The following is a 24330-nucleotide window of genomic DNA, read 5'->3' as shown; positions in this document are numbered from 1 at the left end:
GGAGTCATCGCGGTCACCGCGTCGCCGCCCCGTCGCCCGGTCCCGGGCGGCCGGTGATGAGGTCGGCGGCGCGTTCGGCGGCGAGCAGCACCGTCACCATGGGGTTGATGGTGGGCATCGTCGGGAAGACCGACGCGTCCACGATGCGTACGCCCTCGGCGCCGCGCAGCCGCATCTCCGGGTCGCAGACCGCGAGGGGGTCGTCCGCCGCGCCCATCCGGCAGGTGCCCGCCGGGTGGTAGACGGTGTGGGCCACGCGACGCCCGTACTCCGACAGGTCGGCGTCGGAGGTGACGGACGGTCCGGGCGCGACCTCGCGGACGAGCCAGTCCTTCAGCGGATCGGTCGCCGCGACCTCCCGCGCCAGCTTGAGCCCCTCCACGACGGTGCGCTCGTCGTGGCCCTCGGGGTCGGTGAAGTAGCGGAAGTCCAGAGCGGGATGCTCGGTCGGGTTCGAACTGCGCAGGTACATGCGGCCGGTGGAGCGGGCCCGCGGCACGTTCGGCGTCATGCACACCCCGTGCTCGGGCACCGGGTAGCCGAGCCGTTCGGTGTTGACGGTGAACGGCACCTGGTAGAAGTGGAACATCAGGTCGGGGCGCGGCTGCCCCTTGTCCATGCGCAGGAACAGACCGGCGTCGGAGTCCATCGCGGAGTTGGGCGGCAGCGGGCCGCGGGTCTCCCAGACGATCACCGACTCGGGGTGGTCCAGCAGGTTCTCCCCCACGCCCGGCAGGTCGACGGTGACGTCGATACCGAGCCGGCGCAGATCGTCGGCGGGACCGATGCCGGACAGCATCAGCAGGCGCGGGGTGTCGATCGCCCCGGCGCACAGCAGCAGTTCACGGTTGGCCCGTACGGTGGCGGGCTCTCCGTCGGCGCCGCGCACCGCGACCCGGGTGAGCCGTCCCGCCTCGTCGGTGAGCAGCCGGTGCGCCCAGGTCTCCAGCAGCAGCGTGAGGTTGGGGCGGTCCAGGACGGGGTGCAGGTAGGCGACGGACGCGGAGGAACGCAGGTTGCCCTCCGGCTCGTAGGCGAGGGAGAAGAAGCCGGTGCCGTCGGCGAACGGTTCGGCGTTGAAGTCGTCGACGACGGGGACGCCGGTGGCGCGGGCGGCGGCGGTGACGAAGTCCTTGGCGATGGGGTTCCGGTCGGCCTCCGCCACCGGCACGATGTGGGTCTGGAGCCGGTCGCGGTACGGCAGGATCGTCCCCGGGTCCCAGCCGGTGCAGCCGGCGGCCACCCAGTCGTCGAGGTCCTGCGGCAGCGGCAGGAAGCTGATCAGGGTGTTGTGGGAGGAGCAGCCGCCGAGGACGCGGGCGCGCGAGTGCAGGATGTGGGAGTTGCCGCGCGGCTGCTCGACGGTGGTGTAGCCGTAGTCGAACTCCGAGCCGAGCAGGTTGATCCAGTTGCGCAGCCGCAGGATGCGGTCGTCACCCACGTCGGTGGGTCCGCCCTCGATGACGCAGACGCGGCAGTCGGGGTCCTCGCTGAGGCGGGCGGCGAGCACGCATCCGGCGGTGCCGCCGCCGACGATGACGTAGTCGTAGTCCGACTCCGCGCCGTGAGGGGTGGTGGAGGCCATGAGCTGCCTTTCTTCGGGACCGTCGGGTGAGGGGAGGGAGCGGCGCGCTGCGGATCGGGTGGGTCGAGGAGCCGTTGGTACCGCTCAGCTGCCGCCGCTCTCGCCCTTGAACCAGCCGGAGGGCCCCGGGTTCAGGTTCTGGTAGATGTGCTTGGCCTCCTGGTACTCGCGCAGACCCGTGGGCCCGAGCTCGCGCCCGACACCGGAGCGGCCGAAGCCGCCCCATTCGGCCTGCGGGACGTAGGGGTGGAAGTCGTTGATCCACACGGTGCCGTGCCGCAGCCGCTGTGCGACGCGCTGCGCGCGGCTGGCCTCGGAGGTCCAGACACCGCCGGCCAGGCCGTAACGGGTGTCGTTGGCGAGTTCCACGGCCTCGTCCTCGGTGCGGAACCGCTCGACGGTGACCACGGGTCCGAACACCTCCTCCTGCACGATGCGCATGGACCGGTCGCAGTCGGCGAAGATGGTCGGCAGCAGGAAGTAGCCGCTGCTCAGCGCGGGGTCGTCGGGGCGGGTGCCGCCGGTGACGAGCCGGGCGCCCTCCTCCTTGCCGAGAGCGATGTAGCCCTCGACCTTCTCCCGGTGCTCGGCGGAGCTGAGAGGCCCGCTCTCGGTGCCCTCCTCCATGCCGTTGCCGAGCCGGATCTGGCGGGCGCGCGCGGCGAAGGCCTCGACGAAGCGGTCGTGCAGCGAATCCTCGACCAGCAGACGGGACCCGGCGGAACAGACCTGCCCGGCGTGCAGGAAGGAGGCGTCCAGGGCGTAGTCGACGGCGGCGTCGAAGTCGGCGTCCGCGAAGACGATGTTGGGGTTCTTGCCGCCGAGTTCCAGAGCGATGTTCTTCGGCCCCTCGGCGGCGGCCGCCATGATGGCGCGCCCGGTGGACAGTCCGCCGGTGAAGGAGACCAGGTCGACCTCTGGGTGGGCGGTCATGGCCGCGCCGACGGTCGCGCCGGAGCCGAGCACCAGGTTGGCGACACCGCGCGGGGCGCCGGCCTCCTCGATCAGCCGGAACAGGGCGATGGTGGTGAGCGGGGTGGTCTCGCTGGGCTTGAGGACGATGGTGTTGCCGGCCGCCAGCGCGGGCGCCACCTTCCAGGACGCCTGGAGCAGCGGGTAGTTCCAGGGGGCGATGAGCGCGCACACGCCGACGGGCTGGTAGACGACGCGGCTGAGGACGTCGGGGCCGACGTCCACGACCCGCCCGCCGTCCTTGCCGGCGAGCTCCGCGAAGTAGCGGAAGGCGTTCGCCACGTCCTCCACGTCGAAGCGGCCCTCGGCCAGCGTCTTGCCGGTGTCCAGGGTCTCGGTGCGGGCGATCTCGTCGATGTCGCGCAGCAGCAGGTCGTGCACCCGCATCAGCAGGTCCACACGGCGGCGGGTGGGGGCGTTCGCCCAGTCCTCCTCGTCGAAGGCGCGCCGGGCGGCCCGCACCGCCCGGTCCACGTCGGAGGCGTCCGCCTCGTCGACGGTGGTGATGACGGAGGCGTCGTACGGATTGATCACGTCCCGCCGCCCTCCGCCGGCGGCGTTCGTCCACTCCCCGTCGATGTACAGCTCACCCATGGCGGGCGCCTCCTTCACATCCGACCGGTACCGATCGGTTCGCCGGCCGGCAACACCGCTCATCGTGCGGTCGACGGCCACGGCGTGCACGGCCACCACCGCGACCGGGTGGTCCGGTGACTCGGTCGGGCTAGCGATCGGCCGGGACGGGCGTCCCTGGGGACAACACGGGAGGGGGCGTCCCCGACGGGATGACGGGAGGGAGCGTCCCCGAGGGCATCAGACGGCGACGCACGCGTCGGCGAGAGGAGGCCGACGGGATGCGCGCCGGACGGATGGGGCCGACCGGCGCGGCGGCACGGCCCGTGCGATGTGTGAGCCGCGTGGCGGGACCGCGCGCCACGTGTGAATCCTTCACGGTTCCGGGTGGCGTTCACCACAGCACCGGAGCAAAGCACCCCAGTCGAGGAACGCGGCACGCCCCGTTGGACGGCCGGGATGACGGTGGTTCACGCCAGTCCGGCACATGGACCAGCCATGTCGCGCGCCTCCCCGAAAACGAATCACACCACTACACCTGCTCTATGATCGTTTAATTGTTGACTTCATCGCGCTTGCAACTACTCCCTGGTGGTTGCCGGTGACCGCTGACGCATCCGTCGGTGCGAGTCCCGCCGCGGTGACACAAAGGAAGAAAGGTGAACCGCATGGCTCTCGGACTGCTCCGGCGTCGACGTTCCCGCGGCGGTCCCGAGGCCGCAGCGGGCGTCCCGCTGCCCCTGCCGACCGGTGCCGGCGCATACAGCTGCGAGGTCGTCGATCCCATGGGACAGCCCTTGGGCGGCGCCGAGGTCACGGTGACCGCCCTGGACAGCCACCGGGTCGCCGCCCGCGGCACCACCGATCCGTACGGCCTGTTCATGGCGGCACTCCCGCCCGGCTCCTACAGCGTGATGGTCGCGGGCGAGGGCCTCACCCCGGCCCGCAGCGACATCGACATAGTCGCCGGTGCCGTCCTCCCCCCGGCGCACGTCGCGCTGCTGCCCGCACGCCAACTGGAACTGCCGCCGCCCGGCACCTGGCTGTTCGACCCGCCGCACACAGCGATCCGCTTCATCGCCAAGCACGTGGGCATGGCCCACGTCCACGGACGCTTCACCCGCTTCACCGGCGGTATCCGCGTCACGCCGGACATGCGCGACTCCCAGGTCTCGGTGCGCATCGACGCCGCCAGCCTCACCACGGGCAACAGGACCCGTGACAACCACCTGCGTTCCGCCGACTTCCTCGACGTCGAGCACTATCCCTACATCGACTTCACCAGCACCCGGTTCGTCTACCGGGGCGGCTCCAGGTGGACGCTGAACGGCACGCTCACCATGCACGGCACCAGCCGCTCCGTGGGGCTGGACACGACGTACCTCGGCACGGTGAACGGTGGTTACGAACAGGAGCTGCGCTGCGCGGCGCTGGCGAAGACGGAGCTGCACCGCGAGGACTTCACCCTCAACTGGCGCTCGATGCTGGCCCGCGGCATCGCGGTCGTCGGCCCGACCGTGCAACTGGAGCTGGACGTCCAGGCGATGTACCGGACCCCCGAGACCCCCACGCCCCCGGAGTAGGCCGGCGCGGTCCGGCGGGCGACGGCCTGCCGGTTCACGCGTAAGGGTCGGGGATGACCTCGGTCGCCGACTCGAGGACCTTCTCCACCCGCAGGACCGCGCTGCGGACGGCTCCCGCCTCCGCGACCAGTACATCGGGCACATGGGACTCGTAGAAGCGCAGGTACCCGACGGTACCCACGGTCGTCGTGCGCGCGCCGAGCCACAGCACCATCCTGCGCAGGTCGTCGAACTCGTCGGGATGCGCCTCCTGCCGCACGGTCAGCGCCCACTGCGGCCCGTCGGAGCACAGTTCGCCGACCAGCGCGCCTCCGATCCGCAGCGCCGGCCCCCGGTCTCCCCAGAGGGGGTACGCGTAGCCGTCGCCCTGCCGGCCTCCCTCCTCCCCCAGGTGCCAGCGGAGCAGGGCGAGGTCCTGCGGCGGAAGCGAGCCCGGCAGGTCGAGCGTGAGCTGGAGTTCGTAGATGTCGGCCATGATCGAAAGGCTACGAGTCCCGGCGCCGGTTCCCTTCACCCCGGGCCGCCCGGGAAGGACGCCGGACACGGCAAAGACCCCTAACTGTCACGTCCGTTGTTCTACTGTGCCCGCATGACGACGAAGTCCCTTCCCCACCTCACCTCGACCGGCACCTGTTGGTGCGGCTGCGCCAAGAAGGTCGGCGCCGGATCGTTCTTCGCCCCCGGCCACGACAAGGTGGCGGAGGCGGCGCTGCTCGCGGTCGAATACGGTTCCTCCGTCGCCCAGTTGCTGCACGGACACGGATACGGCCCCGGACACTCGGTGAGCGCGCGTGCCGTGTCCGAGGGCGTCTGGCGGAAGTGCCCGGCCTGCGACTACGTCGGCGCGCCGGCGAGCATCGCCAACCACACCAGGAAGGCGCACGCCGCCGCCGTCGGCGAGCAGGCACAGGAGGCCCAGGAAGCAGGGCGTTGACCGGGCCGGACTCCAGCCAACGCGCCGACCTCGAGAAGTCCGTGCGCACGTACGGCGGCTGCTGGGACACCGAACGCGGCCTGCGCGCACTGCGCGACGCCGGACACTACCCGCGGGACAAGCACCCCCGGCAGATCCTCCGCGACCTCGCGAGCGAGGGCCTGCTGGTGAACGTGGAGGACCGGCCGGTCCGTTGCAGCACAGTGCGGACCGGCTGAGTCGCAGCCGGTCCGCGTCACCGTGCCCGCCCTCACGGCGCCGAAGGTGAGGCCGCTGGCAAGAAGGTGAGCAGTTTCTGCGCCGAACTGAACGACTGAGATCCGCCGCGCCTCACCCCATGGCACCCACCCGGACCGAGCCCCCGCCCGGTCATCCGCAGGCCCCCTCCCGGCCCCGCCCTGTGCCCGCGGGCGCCCGCGCTCAGACGGGGACGACAGCCTTGGCCAGGCTCACCACCCCGTCCTCCTGCGCGTCGGGAAGCGCGACGTAGCCCTGCTGCTGGTAAAGGGCGATGTTGCGGTGGCTGGCGGCGCCGGTGAACAGGACGACGCGCCGGCACCCCTTCGCCGCCGACTCCGCCCGGCGCAGCAGCCACCGGCCCACGCCGAGTCCCCGCAGGTCGGGTGCGACGGCGAGTCGCCCGATGTGCAGGTCATCGCCCGCACGACGGGTGCGGACCATCCCGAGCAGCCGTCCGTCTCGCCACAGTCCCGTCGTGTCCCAGTCCGCCAGCCAGGTGCGCACGTCCTCCGGGGTCTCGTGCAGCGCGGGGATGTCGAGGGTGTCGTTGGCCAGTGCCTCCTCCGTCCAGCAGCAGCGCTGCAGCACGGTCACCTCGGCGGCGTCGTCCGGGCCGAGAGGCCGTGCGTACGAACCGGGGAGCGGGCCCTCCACGGCGTCGGCGCGTTCGCGCTCACGCAGGGGGGTCAGGGCATGCGCGACCCGTACCAGTTCCGCCAGCAGCCCTTCGGCCGCGTCGGCGTGGCGGGCCTCAGGGAGGAAGCGGTCCTCCCGCATCGCGTCCGCGATCCGTATCGCGACGGTCGAGCCGAGCGGGACCAGGCGCAAGGTGGTCACGACCTGCTTGGCGTGCTGAACGGCCCGGGTGCCGGCCGAGGTGTGGCCGTAGCTGACGAAGCCGGCCGGCTTCCAGGCCCATTCCGGGCCGAGGTAGTCGAGCGCGTTCTTCAGGGTGGCCGGCATACCGTAGTTGTACTCCGGCGTCACGAAGACGAAGCCGTCCGCGTCGTCGACGATGCGGCTCCACCGGCGGGTGTGCTCGTGGTGGTGGACGCCGGTCGACGGGTGGTCCTCCTCGTCCAGGAAGGGCAGGTCCAGGTCGCCGATGGCCACGGGCACGAGGTCCACGTCGAGCCCCTTGGTGACCGGGGTGAGGGCCTCGGTCAGCCATCCGCCGACGGCGGGGCCGAGCGCGCCAGGCCGGGTGCTGCACGTCAGGACGAGGATGCGAAGGCGCTTCGTTGTCATGGAAACGAAATTAGCCGCTAGATTGATTACATGTCAATGAACAAGAAGGAGCCCGAGGTCCGCTGGCTCAGGGCCGAGGAGGAACGCGCGTGGCGGGCGTACCGCCGCATGGTGATCGCCGTGCAGTCGCGCACCGTGCAGGACCTCGCCGCACACGGCCTCTCCGAGCCGGACTACGAGGTGCTCAGCACCTTGTCCGAACGCGCCGACGGGACCAGCACGTTGCACGAGCAGGCCGCCAAGATGGGCTGGTCACGCAGCCGACTGTCCCGGCACGCCACGCGCATGGAGGCGCGCGACCTCATCCGGCGCGCACCGGACCCCACCGACGGCAGGGGCTGCCTCCTCGTTCTCACCGAGACGGGTTGGGACACCCTCCGCGAGGCCGCACCGACTCACCTCGACTCCGTGCGACGGCACGTCATCGACCGACTCACCCCCGAGGAACTGGCGACGCTCGGCCGCATCGCGGAGAAGATCGCCGACACCGAGCCGTGAGGGCGCCCCGGCCTCCCCCTGCGAACAGGACCCCTGTCGTGAACGCATCAACTACGGCATCCTGGTCGTCGTCCATGTCCGTTGACATCGCCGAGCGACGCACGTCGCAGTTCGGAGACAGCATTGCGATCGGTACGCATCGCCCTCGTCGGCCTCGTCGCGCTCATGGGCAGCCTGCTCGTGGCGACACCCGCGCAGGCGGCGCCCCTGTTCAAGGCGCCCTTCGCGTGCGGCCAGAAGTGGACCTACGGCCACCACTCGGCCGAGGTCCGGCAGGCGCTCGACTTCGTCCGCAGTGACGGCGGCGCGACCGGCGGCGCGCCGGTGCTCGCGTCGGCGGCCGGCACCGCCACCCGGCACTACGAGGCGAACGGCGCCGGCAACTACATCGTGATCGACCACGGCGGCGGCTGGAAGACCTACTACTTCCACCTGAACGCCTTCTCCGTCGCCAGTGGCGCCCACGTCGGCCAGGGACAGCAGATCGGCACCACCGGCAGCACCGGCAACAGCTCCGGCGCCCACATCCACTACGAACAGCTCCTCAACGGCGTCGGCCAGAGGATCACCATCAACGGAGCCGCCCTCGCCTACCCCGGCTCGTACGGCGGTTACCACCTGACCAGCGACAACGGCTGCGGCGCGGGCGGTCGCCACTGGGTCGACACCTTCGCCAACGCCACGGGCTACGCGCAGCCGAACACCGCCGACGCGCAGGGCGTGCTGAACGCGGGCACCAACTACGTGTACTGCAAGGTGTGGGGCCAGGAGATCCGCGGCGCGAACGGCACATACAACCACTGGTGGCTGCGCACGGACCTCGACGTCACGTACGCGGGCAAGAACGGCCGCGGGGCGTACGTCTCGGCGTACTACTTGTCCCGCTGGGGGAACGACGAGGCGCGGGACAACAGCGGCGCTGTCATCCCGAACTGCTGACGTGCCCCCAGTTCACGGCAACGGGCGGCCGTGTAACCCGAAAGCCTTAAGTCTGTGCGATTTCAGGTTCCTTCGCCAGGTCCCCGCATAGCGTGACTCGCGCCGCCGCGTGCTCCCCCGCACAGGGGGATGCGGCGGCGACACGCAGGACACGGGAGACGGAGGAAGAACGGCATGACGCAGGCCGACGCGGGGAGCCCGCCGGACGAACGCTTGTCGGGGCACCGGTGGACGGTGCGTCTGGACCCTGTCGGCCGGGGCAGCACCGAGGTGCGCGTCTCGTGCGACCGACCCGCTTGCGCCGAGCAGCGTCTGCCCTCCGCGGCGGCAGGCCGTGCCGTCGCGGTCGCCCACCTCAAGGCCCATCTGCGTGCCACTCCCGCCCCCAGAGCCGACGCCTACTGCGTCTGCCGGGCCGACGGCTGCCGGACCCACGTCGCCGACACCGGCCGGCAGGCGCGTACCGCACCTTGGCGGTGCGGTGGGCCGGTCGTCCTGGCCGTGATCACCGACCGGGCAGGACGCTGGTGGCGGGCCCTGGAGTGCTGTTCGAGGTGTGCCGCCGACACGCCCGGCGCGCAGATCGCGGCCACCTCCAGGCCCTCCGCACCCCCGGCCCTCGGCCGTCCGACGCCCGCGGCACAACGCACAGACACGGCCGCGCCGCGGTTCTCCGACCGGCAGGCCACCGCCGGGACGGCGGTTCCGGCGCCCCGCGCCGTACCCGCACGGCGGCGCCGCCCGCCGGAGGAGAGGGTCGGTCGGCGTGTCATCCCACGCGACCTGCGGCCCACGTCCCTGCGGGACGAACTCGTCGAACTCGGTGACCTCTTCCGCGCCTATCAGAAGCGCACGGAACCCGACCTGGCGATGCTGGCCGATCTCCAGGAACGCAAGGCCCGGGCCTTCCTCACCTGGTCCGATGTCAGCTGCGACGTCGTCCTGCGGCTGGAGGCCCGGCGCGCCGAGCAGGCCGCCTCCGTGATCCGGCGCCAGCACCAGCACCGCACCGGCTGCGTCCCGGACGGCGAGGAACCGGGCGTGGCGCGCCTGCTGACCGTGTCGACGCAGTGGGAGTACACGCGTACGGTCCTCGCACACGTGGCCGACCACGCGCCGCTGCCCGGAGCGGAAGCACGGCTGCTGGTGCTGATGCTGACCCTGCGCACCGCGCACTCCGGCACGGGCAACCTGGTCGGCCAGGACGTCACCGGTCTGGGCCTGACCGACCCGGCGGACCTTCTGGAAAAGCTCACCGGCTGCGGCTGGCTGGACATCCCCGGCACCGTCGGCGACCTGCTCGCCTCCCGGCCCGAGAGCTCCACCCCGATCACCGTCCCTTCCCTGGTGCCCGACGAGAGCGGGACAGGCCCTTTCACGTTCGGCAGGAAGATGCGGCCCAAGCTCTCCGGCTGGGCCCAGAGAGTCGTCTCGGACAAGAAGCTCCGCAAGAAGAAGGCACCCGCCGCCACCCGGTTGCTCGCCGTGACGCTGGCCGCGTGGACGGACCACGTGGGACGCCTCGGACCCGGCGGCCAGGGCATCGACCTGAACGCCCTCGCCGCCCGGGTTCCGGTGGACACCGGCGAACTGCGTGAACTGGTCGACCGATTGACCGCGGCAGACTGGCTCGACGACGCCGTCCTCACCGACACTCTCCTCACCGGTCGGCTGACCGAACGTGTCCTCCCCCTCACCTGTCCCCTGCTGGATTGAGGTTCCGCCCCGCTCTCCTCCGCGACCGTTTCCTTGCTGCCGCCGACGCCGACTGGATGCCGCTGAGGCCCCCGCCTCCGTGACCCCGAGGCGGCAGCCGACAAGCTGGCCGCCCTCAGTGCGGAACTGGACAGCTGAGGGCGGGACATCGCCTGCCCGCACCGCCGTGGACGAGCACCACACGCCACATCGATCGCAAAGGCGAGCCGTGCGAACGGACAACGGTGCCGAAATGGCGCCGGCCCACCCGCGACAACGCGACGAACGGGACCCAGGCGCACGCCTCGAAGACCTGACGCCAACAAGTCCCTTACCGGCCAGCCGTGTTCAAACTATTGACACGTGAATTACATGGGCTTTACGTTCCGGCCATCTGAGAGCGCTCTCAGAGCCTCCCCCTGTCACGACTTGAGGTGACGCATGCCATCCCCACGCACCAGACCGGCCACCGTTCTGCTGCTGGCCTCGGCCCTCGCCGCCGTCGGCCTGGCCGGCCCGGCCGCCGCCCCCGCGGCCGCCGCCACCATCCCCGTAGGCTCCGGCAGTTACTCCGACACCCGGCCGGCCGGCACGTCCGGCCCCACGACCAACACGGGAACGCCGGTCACGCCGAAGGTGACCGCCGCCGCCAGGAACCGGCCCGTGCCGACCAACGACTGGTGGTCCTCCCTCGCCTTCCAGCGCTACGGCGACAACCCGTACTCGACCCCCATGTACGGGCACCCCCTCACCTACCAGGCCACCGCCGGCGGACTGGACGTCGGTTACCCGACGTCGCCCACGATCACCGGCGACGGCCGCCAGTACGAGTACGCCCACAAGCGCGACCTCACCATCGGGCTGACCGGCCTCAACTCACCCGACACCAAGGCCGACGCCTGGTCGGACTGGACGGTCACCCCCTACTGGTCCGACGGCTCCCGCACCCTGCGCACCACCATCGGACACGGCTCCCCGTTCGTGTACGCCAAGGGAACCGGCGGCAACGCGCAGATCACCACCGCCGGCGCGCCCAGCGTCTTCGCCGACCAGGGCAACGTCCTCGGCATCACCGTCGCCGGACACCACTACGCCCTCTTCGCGCCCACCGGCAGCGACTGGAACGTGTCCGGCTCCACCGTCACCGCCGGTCTGGGCGGCAAGGACTACTTCTCCGTCGCCGTACTGCCGTCCACGGGCGCGCTGGCGACGTTCAAGAAGTACGCGTACAGCTTCGTCACCGACTCCAAGGCGACCTGGAACTACTCCGGGGGCACCGTCAGGGCGACGTACACGCTCACCACCGAGGCGAAGGAGGGCACCGAGCGCGGCACGCTCCAGGCCCTCTACCGGCACCAGTGGCTGCACACCACGGACCCGCTCACCTCGTACACGTACGTCTCGCCGCGCGGCACCATGAAGGTGCGCGAGGCGGCCTCCTTCACCACCACCCAGAAGGCGGCGGCGGTACTGCCCGCGCTGCCGAAGTCGAACGGCGTGGACGCCGCCCGGCTGCGCGGCTATCTGAACGACGTGGTGAACGCCTCCGACCCCTTCTCCGGGGCCGTCGACACCTACTGGACCGGCAAGGCGCTGGGCCGCCTCGCCCAACTGGTGCCCGTGGCCGAGCAGATCGGTGAGACCGGCATCCGCGACCGGATGCTGAACCTGATGAAGGGCAGGCTCCAGGAGTGGTTCACGGCCGGCGGCGCGAACGAGTTCAGCTACGACAAGGACTGGAAGACGCTCACCGGCTACCCGGCGTCCTACGGCAGTGACACCGAGCTGAACGACCACCACTTCCACTACGGGTACTACGTCTACGCGGCGGCGATCGTCGCCCAGTACGACCCGTCGTGGGCCGCCGACTCCGCCTGGGGCGGCATGGTGAAGACCCTCGTACGGGACACCGTCAACCCGAACCGCACCGACTCCGCGTTCCCCTTCCTGCGCGGCTTCGACGTGTACGCGGGCCACGGCTGGGCCTCCGGTCACCAGGGTTTCGCCGCGGGCAACAACCAGGAGTCGTCCTCGGAGTCGACCAACCTGAGCGCAGCCCTCATCCTGTGGGGCTCCGCGACCGGTGACACCTCGCTGCGCGACCTCGGCACCTTCCTGCTGACCACGGAGTCGGAGTCGATCGCCCAGTACTGGTTCGACGCCGACGAACAGGTCTTCCCGTCCTCGTTCGGGCACGACACGGCCGGCATGGTGTGGGGCAGCGGCGCCGCCTACTCGACCTGGTGGACCGCGAACCCCGAGGAGATCCACGGCATCAACGTCCTTCCGGTCACCGGCGGTTCGCTGCACCTGGGCGGTGAGAAGGCCGCGATCCGGCGCAACCTCGCCGAGATGGAACGGGAGAACGGCGGTCCCGCCGTCGAGTGGCGCGACCTCCTCTGGGAGTTCGAGTCGTTCGCCGACCCGGCCTCGGCGAAGGCGAAGTGGGACGCGGGCAACGGCGGCTACACCCCGGAAGAGGGAGAGTCGAAGGCGCACACCTACCACTGGATCAACAGCCTCGCCACTCTCGGTGCACCGGACGCGACGGTGACGGGTGACATCCCCACCTCCGCCGTGTTCACCAAGGGCACGACCCGGACCTACGCGGCCCACAACCACGGTTCGACCGCCCGCACCGTGACCTTCTCCGACGGCAAGACGCTGTCGGTGCCGGCTCGTTCGACGGCGACCAGCACGGGGACCGGCTCCACGGACCCCGACCCGGATCCGGACCCGGAGCCGCCGACCGGCAACACCTTCCAGCTGCGCGCCGGTGGTGTCCTGACCACGGCGACCGGCGGTACGGCGGGCAGCGACACGATCGCCTCCGCCAACGGCGCCAACCGCGACGGCACCCCGTACCAGCCCTTGGTCTACGAGGTGCGGGGCGTCAACGGCACCCTGGCCTCGGGCGCCCAGACCTCCTTCCGCCTCCAGATCGACGCGGGCACGACGGTCGGTCTCGGCCAACAGGCGCGGGTGAGCTACGACTTCACCGGTGACGGCAGCTTCGACCGGACGGAGACATACCAGTACTTCGCTACCGACCCGGTGACGGGCTGGGAGGAGTACACCCAGGCCCGCGGCCTCAAGTCCGCCACAGGCACCCTGAGCGACCTCAGGGGCGGCACGGTGCGCCTCGAGGTGTGGAGCGCCATCGGCAACGGCACGTCGAAGCTGCAGACGGGCACGGACAAGTCCGTGGTGGTGATTCCGTACAGCTGAGTCGCTGTGAGCGGTGGTGGGGGCCGGGCCTGCGGGGGCCGGTCCCCACCGAGCCGGGCGTGGGGTCGGGATAGGGTCACGCCCACGGTCAGAAACCCTTCCCGGTAGCAGGAAACATGGACGTACTCACCACACTCGCCGGCTTCCCGAACGCCGCCCCGCTCGCCGGCCTCGACCAGGCATGGACGTGGTCACTCGGCCCGGTCCTGCACTTCGCGGGCGCGGTGACAGCGGACGGGAGCCGGCTGTGGCAGACGAATCAGCGCGGCGCGCATGACGAGGACCTCGCGCGAGCTGTACTCGCTTTCGCGCGGCAGCATGAGGTGGGGCTGATCGTGGAAGACCGCCCCATCGCGGCGGTACGCGGCTTCTCCGCAGCCGGTTACGTCTTCGACGCGGTGACCGCCGCGGCTCCCGAGGTGCACGGCCACCACAAGGCGCAGAACCCTGACCTCACCGCCGTCACCCACATCGTGTTCCCGGCGTACGTGACAGAGGTCTCCGGACGCGAGTCACTGGAAGAAGCGCAGGCTCGGTACCAGAAGATGCTCAGTCCGGCGGACATCGGCCGGGATGCCATGCCCTTCCTGAAGATGCGCTTCGGCAATCCCCGAACCGGCGGCGGCAGCATGAACCCCGGGCGCGCGCTGACGTACCCCCGGATACTGCGCCAGGAGATCCCTCAGCTGGAGGGGGTACCCGGTGGATACGTGGAGTGGGAGAACCGGGCCGACGAGGTGTGGCGGGTCGCGTGGGACGGAGAGTGGGTGCTTGCCGGAGCGGCAGGTGAGAGGCGTGGCATGAGCCTCGACGACGTGTTGGACTTCGCCGACCGCACGCTGCTGCTCAGTTGACGAGGGCTGGTCGGAAGTCACGCAGCCGCTCGTCCTATCCCCGGTGCAGCACCCGTGGGTTCACCTGAGCCAGCAAAGGCGGCTCCACGTCCCCCTCGTAGCCAAGGTGCAGTTCCTGCCGGGCCCGGGTGGCCATGACGTAGTAGGACATCCGTATCCCCGCGGAGGTGGGGTCCGTCGCCGCGTCGTGGTGCGTGTCGGGGATGACCACGGTGTCGAAGCTGAGTCCTTTCGCGCTGGCGCGATGCACGATCACGATGCCGGGACGGGCCAGGTCCAGATTCCGGTAGAGGTTCCCCTTGGACTCCGAGGTGTACAGCTGAGGTTTGAGCCGTGGGGCACGGTTTTGGACGCTGCCGAGCAGTGAGAACTGCATGTGCTTGGTGGCCGCGACGACTCCGATGCTCTTGCTCGGCTGTGTCTGGGCCAGCAGGATGAGCAGGTCCGCTGCGCCCCGCTCATGGAAACGGTGGAGGCGTGGGACCGGTCCCTGCCGTCCCGGGAGGACCGGCGAGCCCTTCCCCGTGTGGAAGTGAGCGGCGAGTTCCGCGATCTGCTCAGCGTTGCGGTGGTTGCCGTCGAGGTCGTGCCGCGTGCACCGGCCGAGGTTGCGGACGATCTCGTCGAGGGTCGAGTTGGTGTCCGTGAGCCGCTGGCACTCATCCGCGAAGACGGTCGTACGAGCATGGAGCATGCGGCAGAGCAGGTAGAACTCGGGCGGCAGGTCCTGGCCTTCGTCGACGACCAGGGTGGGCGCGGTGGACGCGGGATCGGCGGCCCGGTTGTGGAGCGCGTCCCAGTCGTACCATCCGTCTTCGGTGCGGGGCGGTGTCGCGCCGTACCACTCGGCGAGCCAGCGGTGTGCCGTCATGACGCGGACCGACCGGTCCGCCGCCCCCAGCGCGTGCACGGTCCCCGCGAGCGACTGGCGCAGTAGGTTCGAATAGGTCAGCAGGGCCACGGGTGTGCCAGTGAGGGCGAGCATGATGGCGCGCTGCGCGGCCAGGATGCTCTTGCCGCTGCCCGGTGGCCCGCTGACCAGATGGTTGCCGTCGAAGGGCAGGCCGTCGAGTTCCGCGCGCTGGTCGGGGGCGAGGTCGAGGTAGGTGATGGTCATGGCTGCTCCAGGGCGTCGGCCGCGGCGGCGCGGGCCGCGCTGACGATGGGTTGCAGGTAGCCGGGGACCCGCTCGCCGCCGATGACGAGGGCCCGGTCCAGGAGGCTGTTCCCGGCCTCGCAACTGGTCTCCGGCAGCAGAGCGCAGGCGTGGCAGGCAGCCCGGTTGAGGTTGCCGAACCCCTGGCCCGTGTGTTCGGCGCACAGCGGGTCGGCGGAGCACCAGGCGGCCGACTCGGTCATGCGCAGCAGCGTTTCGGCCAGCCGGGGTGGTTCGCCCTGGCGGACGAGTCCGCCCAGGGTGCCCTCGGCGTCACCGGCGGCCGTGTACACGAGGACGCCGTACTGGTCCTGCTCGGGTCGGGCGTAGATCCGCTCGCGCAGGCTCGCCGTCGTGTAGCCGGACTCGAAGGACAGCTGCCGGATGAGCAGGTGGGCCAGGGTGTGCAGGAGGACGAAGCGGGGTGACAGTTCCGGTCCGGTCACGCTCTCCAGTCGGTCTCTCTGGAAGGAGCGGTCGAGGTCGGCACGCATGCCCTGGACGCGCCTTCGTACGTCCGGATCGTCCTCCCAGTCCTTCAGCGCGGCGCGGTCAAGGGTGAGGAAGATGCCTTCGCCGAAGACCTCGACGGCGGGCAGCCACTTCAACCGGCGGGAGGTGTTGGCAGGGACGACGCCGGCCTCCGGGGAGACCCGCGTGAAACCCGACAGGGCGCGGACCTCGCGGAGCCGGTCGGCGAGGACGATGCGGCCGAAGCGGGCAGCGAGACCGGCCCAGGGTTCAGCGGTCTCCCCCGCCAGTCCGAGCGTCGTCTCGCGCAGCGCGAAGTCTCGGGTGGCCGGCGGGACCGGTGCCGTGAACGCGGCCCATTCCTCCCTGCTCAGGTCCGGCTTGGCGAGGCCTTCGGACGCGGCAGCGGTGGCGGTCGGACCCATGGCTCCCGTCTCCTCGGCGAGGAGAGCGTCCAGCAAGGCGTCATCGGCCCCCGTGTCCTCCTGGATCATCTGCCGGAAGAGCACGGCGCGCGGTGATGCCGTGTCCCGGCACAGTGACACCCACAGGTGGTGTTCGCGCACCTGGTCCGCGAGCGCGTCGTCGGCGTGGGCGGGTACGTCGGTCTCAGGGATGTCGAGCGCCGAGTGCACGATCGGGTAGTACAGGTTGCCGGCGGTGCGTTGCACGATCTGCACGGGCCTCGTGCACGGTACGGCCTCACTCGCGCGCTGCCACGGGTTGCGGCCCGAGCAGCGCATGCCGTGCGTGCCGAGCACGTCGAGCAGGTCCCGGACGGCCCCGCAGTCCTTCGCTGTACAGGCGACGGACAGCGCTTCGAGGCCGGAGGCCCGTTCCGAGACGAGGAACTTCAGTTTCTCGCGCTCCCCGCACTGCCGCCGCTCGCCCCCGTCCCGCCGTGAGTGCGCCCAGAACCACCAGTCGACGTCGCTGAGATGACCGGCCTGGCAGATCTGCACGAACCGCATGGGTGCGAGCGTCCGCGCCGGGGAGCAGGACGGGCAGCGTGGTGCCTGTCCGTGTTTCTCATCGGCGATCCGCCATCGCTTCATGCGTCGGCACGCCCCGCAAAACAGCCAGGAGGGGAAGCGGATGTAGGGCGCTCCGGGCGCGTCGGCGATGTCGAAGCGGTCGTTGGCGGTGGCGGGTGCGGCGAAGAAGCCGGAGACGCCCAGGCGGCCCGCGAGCCGAGCCGACTCGATCGGCTGCCTGCCGCGTGACGGCCAGTCGCCGATGCCGGTGGCGACGAACGACTCGCCCTGGATGTCGAAGACGGCCCCGACGCCGAAGGGCACCACGGTCTGCGACTGACGTACCCGGAGTGTGCGGCTCACAGGTCGGCTCCCTTCACTGTCACCTGGCATTCCCGGTCGACGCTGCGCATGGAGTTCGGTGTCTCCCACAGGCCGTGGACCTGCTCGAAGCTCTTGATGAGGTTGGACTGGCCCTTGCCCTGGCTGCGGTAGTACAGCTCGCGGCCGTCCTTACGGGCCTGGCGCGCGAGGTCCTCCCACTCGGATAGCAGCCCGGCGAGTTCCTTGCGCACCGCGTCACCCGCGTCCGGCTCCGCGGTCTCGGCGCGGGCGGCCAACTCCTCGATCAGCATCTCGGCTTCCGGTGTCCGGTCGAGGACGGCTCCCGCCTGGTTCTCGGCCGCGAGTCCGAGCCGGTGCCGTACGAGGACGATGAGCACGGCGTGCAGGGCGCGACGTCGGGAGGGAACGGACCAGGGGGTGACGCTGGTGGGTTCGACGTGCCGGTAGAGCGCCCGGTGGTAGACGTCGAAGGTCTCGTAGTGCGAACGGTCCCTGGGACGGGTGGCGTTGAAAAACGTGACGACCAGTCCGGGTACGGAGTGCCGGCCCACGCGGCTGGTGGCCTGGATGTACTCGGCGGTCGTCTTGGGCTGGCCCTGCATCAGCATCAGCGCGAGCCGCTTCACGTCGACACCCACGGACAGCATGTTGGTGCAGGGCAGGAACGACACGGACTTGGTGTCGTCCCAGCTCTTCTCCAACCGGTCCAGCAGCACGGGCTGCTCGGAGCGGGGCAGGTTGCTGGTGAGTTCCTCGACCTGCTGGTCCGGCAGGGGGCGTACGCCGTTGCCGCAGTCGAGTCCGGCGAGCTGGGAGGGGATGTCGTCGGCGGCGGCGGTGACCGTGCGGCCCAGTTCGCGCAGGCTGTGGTGGTAGGCGACGAGGGTCCAGTAGGCGTCCCGGTGTTCCTCGGGCAGTTCCCAGGCTCCCTGGAGCAGGGCGGCGGCGGTGGCGACGGACGCGCGGCCGGCCGTGTGTCCCTGGGCCATGACACCGACGTAGCGGCGGCCCGGCCGGGAGGTGTCGGGCTCGGCGAAGTAGGAGTGGCGGGCGTCGAGCCCGGCGGGCGGGAAGAGCTGGACGTCTCCCCCGTAGAGGGCGCGCACCTGTTCTCCCGAGCGGCGGATGGTGGCCGTGGACGCCACGACCTTCGGGCGGGTTCCGTCCGGTGCGGTGCACAGCCCGAGGACGGCGGCCTCGTAGAGCCCGACCGTGGTGCCCAGCGGGCCGGTGAGCAGGTGAAGTTCGTCCTGGATGACAAGGGACGGAGGACGGTTCCCGGTGCCGGACCCGAAGAGCCGCCCGGCTCGGGGTTCCCAGGCGAGCCTGGCGAACTTGTCGACGGTGCCGAGGACGAAGGTGGGCGGACGGTCGTACAGGTGTTCGTCCACGACGGCGATGGGCAGCTCGTCGTGGAAGAGGCACGCGTCCCTCGGGCAGAAGAAGACGAAGGAGTCGGCGGCGGCGCGCACCCCGTAGTCGCCGATGTCCGGCGACTTGTGGGCGGGCAGGATGCGTGTGCCGCACCACGGGCAGCGGTCGAGGATGAACACGTCGTCCGGGGTGGCGGCGGCCCGCGCGGTCTCGAAGTCGCGGCGCGCCTTGTCGTAGCTGTTAGCAGTGGTGGTCTCACCGACCCACAGCCCGATGGAGAACGGCTCCTCACCGTAGGTGGCCGGGTCGGCGCGGCGCATGGACTCGAGGGCGCACACGGTCGTGGCGGCACGCTGGAACTGCTGCGTCGTCAGCAGGCTGAGGGTGTAGCGGCTGAGTACGGCGGTGCCTCCGCCGTCCTGCCCGCCCCGTCGCAGCACCATCACGAACGCGGCCAGCAGCAGGTACGCCTCGGTCTTGCCGCCACCGGTGGGGAACCAGATGAGGTCCGTGACGGCGCGGTCCGGGTGCCGGGGGTCGGCGGCGCCGTCGACGGCGAGCAGGAAGAACGCGAGCTGGAAGGGGCGCCAGGTGGCGTCCGGGAACGGCTCCGGGTTCGGCGGTACGCCGTTGTCGCGGCGGGAGCGCCGGGTGCCGGCGAGGTCGGCGGCGGAGTGGCGCATCTGCAGCGCCATGGCGTGGTTGGCGGCCCGGAACGCGTGCAGCAGTTCAGGGCGCCGGGGGTCGCAGAGGGTGCGTACGCCGGACTCGATGCGAGATACGGCAGTGCCGATCCGTGCGAGCACGCGCTGGGCGGCCTCGCGTCCCCACTCGGGCACCTCCGTGCTGAGCTGACCGACGTACCAGGCGCGGTAGGCGGAGGCGAACTCGGCTATTTCCTCGCGGAGTTGGTCGACGGAGACGGCCGGGTCGGCGAGGTGGGCGAGGTTGAGCACCGGTGTGTCGGTCAGTCCGGCGGCTCGTACGCCCGTGACCTCCGCCTCGGGCATCACGGCCGCCCGGAGTCCGGTCACCGCCTGCCCGCTGTCGTCGCGCAGTTCCTCGACGGCGCACCCGTGGCCCACGGCGTGGGTGCGCACGTGGCGGTACTGGAGGCGCAGTTCCTGCTCCTCCAGGTCGCGGCTGGCGAGGCGCACGCTCGGGTACTGGAGCACTTGACCGTCGACGGGCCGTGCCCGCAGTTCCACCTGGAACAGCATCCCGTCCCAGTGGGCGGTCTTCCCAGTGGCGGGGTCGTACTGGGCCGCGTTGACGAGGGCGACGGTGACGAGCTTCCCGGAACCGAAGTTCCTGCGCGTGATACGAAGTTCGGCTCGCCCGTCCAGTACGGAGACGTGATGGCGGTCGGAACCGAGGAGGTGTGTCTCTGCGGGGATCGCGACCCGTTGCCAGGTGCGGCCGCGCTGACCGCTGCGCGACCGGGTCAGGTAGCGGGCGGCGGAGCACTCGACCTCGAGGGTCTCGGCGTCGGTGTAGAAGCTGAATCCGAGCGAGGACGGCAGCCAGGAGTTCGACTCCGGTACGGGGTCGCCCGCCGGTGCGGTGTCCTCGGCTCCCCGCTCGGTGCCGGCACCCTCGAACTCCTCCCTGGAGAGGTCGAGCTGACCCTGCAGATCGGCTTCCTGCGGATAGAGGGTGCCCATCAGGTACTGCCGGTCGGGCGGTGCGTCGAGCGTCTCGTCGTCGCCGTCGACGGGACCGACGAGTTGCCGCCGCAGGTAGGAGACGAGTTCCTGTCTGGGGTCCATGGCATTCCTGGTCTTCTTGAAGGGGTGAAGGGACGAGGGGAGGGTCGGCGGGCTCAGGACCTGCGCCACCGGTCCCGGAGGAATCCGCGGCCGCGTTCCGCTTCCTGCGCTGCGGCCAGTTGCGCCTGGGCCTGGTCGAGCTGTGTCTGCAGGGCCGTGATGCGCAGCCAGGCGTCGTGCTCACTCTGTGCGATGCGCTGTGCCGCCTGTTGCTCGGCCTCCTCGGCGCGCCAACGGGCCGACTCGGCGAACGCCACCCGTTGCACGAGGGCCTCCTCGGCGTCCCGCAGTCGGGCCTCCAGTTCGGCGATGCGCAGGTGAGCACCCCGGCGGTACTCCTCCCGTGCCGACGCGGCGGCACGCTCCCGTTCGGCGACGGCCGCCTCGGCCCTCTGTACTCGGGTCTCCAGTTCGGCGATCCACGCGCCGGCGGCGCGTTCACGCTCGGCGGCAGCCGTCTCGGCTTCACTCAGCCGCGACTCAAGGTCCGCGATCCGCGCCTCGGCACCCTCGCGGTACTGACGCAGACGCAGTTCCAGGACGCCGGTCCGGTCCCGCTGCTCGTGCGCCGACCGGGCGGCCTCCTCGGCCTTCTGCGCCCTGTCCAGCACCGACCGGTACGCCGCGTGGTGCTGTTCCTTGAGCTGTGCGACGCGTACCTCGGCCTCGGCACGGACGCGCCGCTCACGCCGGAGCAGGAGGGCGTCCATGCGCGCGAACAGCACCTCCTCCCACGCGTCGAGTTCACGTTCGGACTCCACCCGGACGGCCGCGACGCGCTCTTCCGCGGCGCGCCGCTCCTCGTTCAGCAGACGCTCGTGTTCCCGCATCAGTGAGGCGAACCGGTCCTCATCCAGGGCCTGGTTCTCGGCCGGCAGCCGCTCGGGCCCTGCCGGCAGCTGTGCCTCCCGCGCCGAATCCGAAGGTTCCGACGCCTGATTCCCGTCCCTCGCGCCACCCAGCGGAGTCCTGGGGGTACCGAGGTCGTCGCTGCCTTCTTCCGCCGTGGGACCGACCGACTCCGGCGATGCCGCCATGAACCTCCGGAGCGCATCACGGACGGCGACGCGCGACGCGGCGCGGACCAGGGGCTTCGTGGCGAGGTAGGCGCGGGGAGTCACCCCGGCCAGCACGTCGGCGGGCGACTCGAAGAAGTGCTCAGGTCGCAGCCCTCTCTGCTTGACCGCGGAGACGACGTCCACGAGCGTTTCCAGGGCCTGGATGACAGGGCGATCGAGCATGCCCCGTTGGCGTGCCGCCCGCACCACGGCATCGGCGGCCGGTGAGCCGAGGAGCACGGACAACTGGAGATGCCCCAGGGCCAGCAGCGCGTACTCGGCAAGCCAGGACACTCCCCCGCCCAGCGGCGGTTCCGGCAGAGCCAGGGCCTTGTCCCAGTCGGCGGTGATCTGCGGGGACGCGACCGGGGTGTCGGTAGCGACGACGTCAGAAGCCTGTCCTGCCGTGTCCATGACCGTCTCCGCTGCCGCCTCGGGCCGCAGCGCCTTGGAAGCGTCCGCCTCCACTACTCGCGTCCGCTCCCGCGCGTCGGCGTCCCGGTTCCTGGTTGGCACGGTGGCGAGGAATTCGCGCAGGGCGTCCCGCACGGCCAGTCGGGACTCGCGGTTCACCAGGGGCCTACGTTCGAGATAGTCGCGGGGCGTCGCTCCGACGAGCGCCTTGGTGGGACGGTCGAGGAAGTCCTCCGGCGTTCGCCCGGCAGCCACCAGTGCGTCGAAGACGCGGCGCAGCACTTCCAGCGCAGTCAGTACCTCACGCGACAGGCGTTCGCCTTCACGGGCATCCCTCACCGTCTTGTCGGCGGCCGACCGGCCCAGCAGTGCCGCAAGACCATCGTGGCCGAGCGCCGCCCGCACGTAGTCGACGAGCCACCAGAGCTGGTCGACGGGTGCCTCGGCCATCTGGCACGCACGCTCCCAGTTGGCTGCGACGACGTCCGGCACCGCGTCAGTGGTGACGACAGCCGGCGCCGCACCCGCGTCGACAGCCTCCTCTGTGGCCAGCGCCGCACAGGCGTCGACGGCCTCCTGCGTCTGAGCAGCCGCACGGGGATCGACCGCGTCCTCGGCATCGACAGCCGCAGCGGCGCCGGCGTCGTCATGGGCGTCCGTCGTCACCGTGTGTCCGGGCTCCGCCTCGACGACCGGAACGGCGTCGGCATCCTCGGCCTGTTGTGCGGCCAGCCGGGCAAGGCGCTCCGCCCTCATCCTGCGCAGGGCGAGCCGTATGCGGAGGGACCGGGCCGCCTGAGCGGAACGGGCGACCCGTGCCGCCCTCTTGGCCTCGGCGTCGCGTTCCGCCTCACGCTCGGCCTTCTCGCACGCGGCCTCGATGCCGACAAGGCCCGCCTCGCGCAGCCGGACGCGCAACGCCGGTCGCGCCTTGCCCTCGATCTGCCGGATGCGCTCCCTCGTCACCCCGAACTCGCGGCCAAGTTCGTCCAGCGTCGAGGGCTCGTCCCCGTCGAGCCCGAGCCGCCGCACGAGGATGCGCGCCTCCCGTTCGGTGAAGGTGTCCACCACGGCCAGCACGTCGTCCACATACAGAGCACCGACCACGTGCGTCTCCACCGGCGGCAGGGTGCAGGTCTCCTCCACGAAGTCCGCCAGTGTCGCCCCGTCGCCGATGACACGGTCCAGGGAGTCGGTGCGGTGGGTCAGGCGTCGGATCTCCTGCACCTTCTGCAGGGTCATGTCGCACCGCACCGCGACATCGGCGTCGCCCGCGCGCCGCCCCTCGGCGGCGAGGGCCCGTTCGGCCCTGGCGACTTTCCGCATCTGTTCGTGCATGTGCACCGGGACCCGGATCAGCGCGCCCTCGTCGGCGATGGCCCGGGTGATGGCCTGGCGGATCCACCAGGTGGCATAGGTGGAGAACTTGAAGCCCTTGGCGGGATCGAATTTCCGGACGGCCCTGAGCAGGCCGAGGAAGCCGTGCTGGAGGAGGTCCTCGTAGTCGAGCCCTTGCTCCAGATGGGGCCGCACCAGCGCGTGCACGAGTCGCTGGTTGTGCAGGACGAGGCAGTCCCGTGCCCGGATTCTGAGGTCGTCCGGCGGGAGGGCCGTCAGCTCGTCGTCGGTCGGTTCCTCGGCGATACGGTCCGGCCCGCCCCGCACCAGCACGGCCAGACCCACCTCGGCCTGCGCGCTCAGCAACCGGCCGCCGGGGTTCCGCACGCGTCGGTCGGTGTCCAGAACGGCGTGCGCCGCGGCTACCGACTCCGCGAGGTCCCCCTGCACCACCGGTCCGGCAGGCGGCTCCTCCAGGTCCACCCCGTCGACTCCGGCATCCTCCGGATCACCGGCTGCCGAGCCCTCCGAATCACCGGTGTCTTCTCCTGCCGCTGCCGACGACGTTGCCGTCTCACCGGTTCCCTCTCCGTCCCCGGTGCCCTGCTCCCCTTCTGGCGCCCGCACCAACGTCTCGGTCCGCAGCTGAGCGGCCTCACGCGCACTGAGTCCGGCGAGCCGCACCACACCGTCGATGACCCGCGAGGTGACGTAACCGTCGGCGTCCGCGTACCGGGTGAGCAGGTGTCGCACCGGAGACAACCGTGGGAACACACTTTCCCCACAGTTCTGTGCAACCTTTCCACCGTCTCGACGGTCGCCTTCTGTGTGCACGTGCAATTCCCCCACGGGCAGTCCCAGCCGGGCCAGCTCGTGCCGCAGTCGCTCCCGCTCTGCGTCCCCCAGGGCGAGGTTCCGCACGCTCTCGGCGAAGACGCGTTCCGGTACGACACCCTCCACGGCCGCACTCCGCAACTGCGTCAGCAGCGCACCGAGCGCCGCGCGCAGAGCGGACGAGCCACTGTCGTCCGCAGCCAACCGCGCCATGAGTCCCCTCCCGCCGATTCCACAGCCACGCTAGG

16 protein-coding genes are annotated in these 24330 nt (G+C 70.9%); 8 read left to right on the top strand and 8 right to left on the bottom strand.

Features of this window, described 5'->3' with window-relative positions; translation table 11 throughout:
- Positions 1 to 13 precede the first annotated feature (13 nt).
- Positions 14 to 1585, bottom strand: a complete 1572-nt coding sequence (locus tag B100_RS0130800; protein ID WP_024888226.1) for a GMC oxidoreductase — start codon at positions 1583 to 1585, stop codon at positions 14 to 16.
- A gap of 84 nt (positions 1586 to 1669) precedes the next feature.
- The gene (locus tag B100_RS0130795) at positions 1670 to 3151 is read right to left on the bottom strand and encodes an aldehyde dehydrogenase family protein (protein ID WP_024888225.1); all 1482 of its coding nucleotides are present in this window, start codon (positions 3149 to 3151) and stop codon (positions 1670 to 1672) included.
- A 647-nt stretch (positions 3152 to 3798) separates the two neighbouring features.
- Between B100_RS0130795 and B100_RS0130790 the strand changes: the two genes are divergently transcribed.
- Positions 3799 to 4713 carry a YceI family protein gene (locus B100_RS0130790; RefSeq protein ID WP_024888224.1) on the top strand — a complete coding sequence of 305 codons (915 nt, stop codon included), beginning with the start codon at positions 3799 to 3801 and terminating at the stop codon, positions 4711 to 4713.
- A gap of 34 nt (positions 4714 to 4747) precedes the next feature.
- Here the strand turns inward: B100_RS0130790 and B100_RS0130785 are convergent, their stop codons facing one another.
- Entirely contained in the window at positions 4748 to 5188 is a 441-nt protein-coding gene (locus B100_RS0130785; protein WP_024888223.1) for a hypothetical protein, read from the bottom strand.
- Between the two features lie 114 nt (positions 5189 to 5302).
- On the opposite strand from B100_RS0130785, the gene B100_RS0130780 reads away from it, so the two are divergent.
- Together B100_RS0130780 and B100_RS34500 are read left to right on the top strand one after the other, a co-directional pair.
- The gene (locus B100_RS0130780; protein WP_486585743.1) at positions 5303 to 5647 is read left to right on the top strand and encodes a hypothetical protein; all 345 of its coding nucleotides are present in this window, start codon (positions 5303 to 5305) and stop codon (positions 5645 to 5647) included.
- Positions 5644 to 5865, top strand: a complete 222-nt coding sequence (locus B100_RS34500; RefSeq protein ID WP_037723829.1) for a hypothetical protein — start codon at positions 5644 to 5646, stop codon at positions 5863 to 5865. The genes B100_RS0130780 and B100_RS34500 overlap by 4 nt, the downstream gene beginning before the upstream one ends.
- 202 nt (positions 5866 to 6067) lie before the next feature.
- On the opposite strand, the gene B100_RS0130770 is transcribed toward B100_RS34500, so the two are convergent.
- Complete coding sequence (locus B100_RS0130770; RefSeq protein WP_024888221.1) at positions 6068 to 7135, bottom strand: bifunctional NAD(P)H-dependent oxidoreductase/GNAT family N-acetyltransferase; 1068 nt, start codon at positions 7133 to 7135, stop codon at positions 6068 to 6070.
- Positions 7136 to 7165: 30 nt separating this feature from the next.
- Between B100_RS0130770 and B100_RS0130765 the strand changes: the two genes are divergently transcribed.
- The 5 genes from B100_RS0130765 (at position 7166) to B100_RS0130745 (ending at position 14349) form a co-directional block, all read left to right on the top strand.
- Positions 7166 to 7633: a MarR family transcriptional regulator gene (locus B100_RS0130765; RefSeq protein ID WP_024888220.1), complete on the top strand. Its 468-nt coding sequence runs from the start codon at positions 7166 to 7168 to the stop codon at positions 7631 to 7633.
- Positions 7634 to 7756: 123 nt separating this feature from the next.
- Positions 7757 to 8572 carry a M23 family metallopeptidase gene (locus B100_RS0130760; RefSeq protein WP_024888219.1) on the top strand — a complete coding sequence of 272 codons (816 nt, stop codon included), beginning with the start codon at positions 7757 to 7759 and terminating at the stop codon, positions 8570 to 8572.
- A 174-nt stretch (positions 8573 to 8746) separates the two neighbouring features.
- A complete protein-coding gene (locus B100_RS0130755; protein ID WP_024888218.1) occupies positions 8747 to 10288 on the top strand; it encodes a hypothetical protein in 1542 nt (513 codons plus the stop codon).
- Positions 10289 to 10708: 420 nt separating this feature from the next.
- Positions 10709 to 13495, top strand: a complete 2787-nt coding sequence (locus B100_RS0130750; protein WP_024888217.1) for a glycosyl hydrolase — start codon at positions 10709 to 10711, stop codon at positions 13493 to 13495.
- Between the two features lie 116 nt (positions 13496 to 13611).
- The gene (locus B100_RS0130745) at positions 13612 to 14349 is read left to right on the top strand and encodes a hypothetical protein (RefSeq protein ID WP_024888216.1); all 738 of its coding nucleotides are present in this window, start codon (positions 13612 to 13614) and stop codon (positions 14347 to 14349) included.
- 34 nt (positions 14350 to 14383) lie between these two features.
- On the opposite strand, the gene B100_RS0130740 is transcribed toward B100_RS0130745, so the two are convergent.
- The 4 genes from B100_RS0130740 to B100_RS34960 are packed head-to-tail and all read right to left on the bottom strand — an operon-like array spanning position 14384 to position 24295.
- On the bottom strand, positions 14384 to 15466 hold the full coding sequence (locus tag B100_RS0130740; RefSeq protein WP_024888215.1) for a DNA helicase: 1083 nt from the start codon (positions 15464 to 15466) through the stop codon (positions 14384 to 14386).
- Positions 15463 to 17313, bottom strand: coding sequence for a DUF1998 domain-containing protein (gene drmB / locus B100_RS0130735; RefSeq protein WP_024888214.1), 1851 nt, complete (start codon positions 17311 to 17313; stop codon positions 15463 to 15465). The genes B100_RS0130740 and drmB overlap by 4 nt, the downstream gene beginning before the upstream one ends.
- Positions 17310 to 20438 (bottom strand): helicase-related protein, encoded by a 3129-nt coding sequence (locus B100_RS0130730; protein ID WP_024888213.1) that lies wholly within the window; start codon positions 20436 to 20438, stop codon positions 17310 to 17312. Before B100_RS0130730 ends, drmB begins: the two co-directional genes overlap by 4 nt.
- A gap of 53 nt (positions 20439 to 20491) precedes the next feature.
- Positions 20492 to 24295: a sigma-70 family RNA polymerase sigma factor gene (locus tag B100_RS34960; RefSeq protein WP_078541270.1), complete on the bottom strand. Its 3804-nt coding sequence runs from the start codon at positions 24293 to 24295 to the stop codon at positions 20492 to 20494.
- Positions 24296 to 24330 lie beyond the last annotated feature (35 nt).

This window comes from Streptomyces sp. CNH189 (genome assembly GCF_000527195.1).
This window is presented reverse-complemented; position numbering and strand designations above follow the sequence as displayed.

What these genes read in the sequence shown, in the direction of transcription:
- B100_RS0130800 (WP_024888226.1), bottom strand. Translation starts at nt 1,585, where the DNA reads ATGGCCTCCACCACCCCTCACGGCGCGGAGTCGGACTACGACTACGTC.
- B100_RS0130795 (WP_024888225.1), bottom strand. Translation starts at nt 3,151, where the DNA reads ATGGGTGAGCTGTACATCGACGGGGAGTGGACGAACGCCGCCGGCGGA.
- B100_RS0130790 (WP_024888224.1), top strand. Translation starts at nt 3,799, where the DNA reads ATGGCTCTCGGACTGCTCCGGCGTCGACGTTCCCGCGGCGGTCCCGAG.
- B100_RS0130785 (WP_024888223.1), bottom strand. Translation starts at nt 5,188, where the DNA reads ATGGCCGACATCTACGAACTCCAGCTCACGCTCGACCTGCCGGGCTCG.
- B100_RS0130780 (WP_486585743.1), top strand. Translation starts at nt 5,303, where the DNA reads ATGACGACGAAGTCCCTTCCCCACCTCACCTCGACCGGCACCTGTTGG.
- B100_RS0130770 (WP_024888221.1), bottom strand. Translation starts at nt 7,135, where the DNA reads ATGACAACGAAGCGCCTTCGCATCCTCGTCCTGACGTGCAGCACCCGG.
- B100_RS0130765 (WP_024888220.1), top strand. Translation starts at nt 7,166, where the DNA reads ATGTCAATGAACAAGAAGGAGCCCGAGGTCCGCTGGCTCAGGGCCGAG.
- B100_RS0130755 (WP_024888218.1), top strand. Translation starts at nt 8,747, where the DNA reads ATGACGCAGGCCGACGCGGGGAGCCCGCCGGACGAACGCTTGTCGGGG.
- B100_RS0130750 (WP_024888217.1), top strand. Translation starts at nt 10,709, where the DNA reads ATGCCATCCCCACGCACCAGACCGGCCACCGTTCTGCTGCTGGCCTCG.
- B100_RS0130745 (WP_024888216.1), top strand. Translation starts at nt 13,612, where the DNA reads ATGGACGTACTCACCACACTCGCCGGCTTCCCGAACGCCGCCCCGCTC.
- B100_RS0130740 (WP_024888215.1), bottom strand. Translation starts at nt 15,466, where the DNA reads ATGACCATCACCTACCTCGACCTCGCCCCCGACCAGCGCGCGGAACTC.
- B100_RS0130730 (WP_024888213.1), bottom strand. Translation starts at nt 20,438, where the DNA reads ATGGACCCCAGACAGGAACTCGTCTCCTACCTGCGGCGGCAACTCGTC.
- B100_RS34960 (WP_078541270.1), bottom strand. Translation starts at nt 24,295, where the DNA reads ATGGCGCGGTTGGCTGCGGACGACAGTGGCTCGTCCGCTCTGCGCGCG.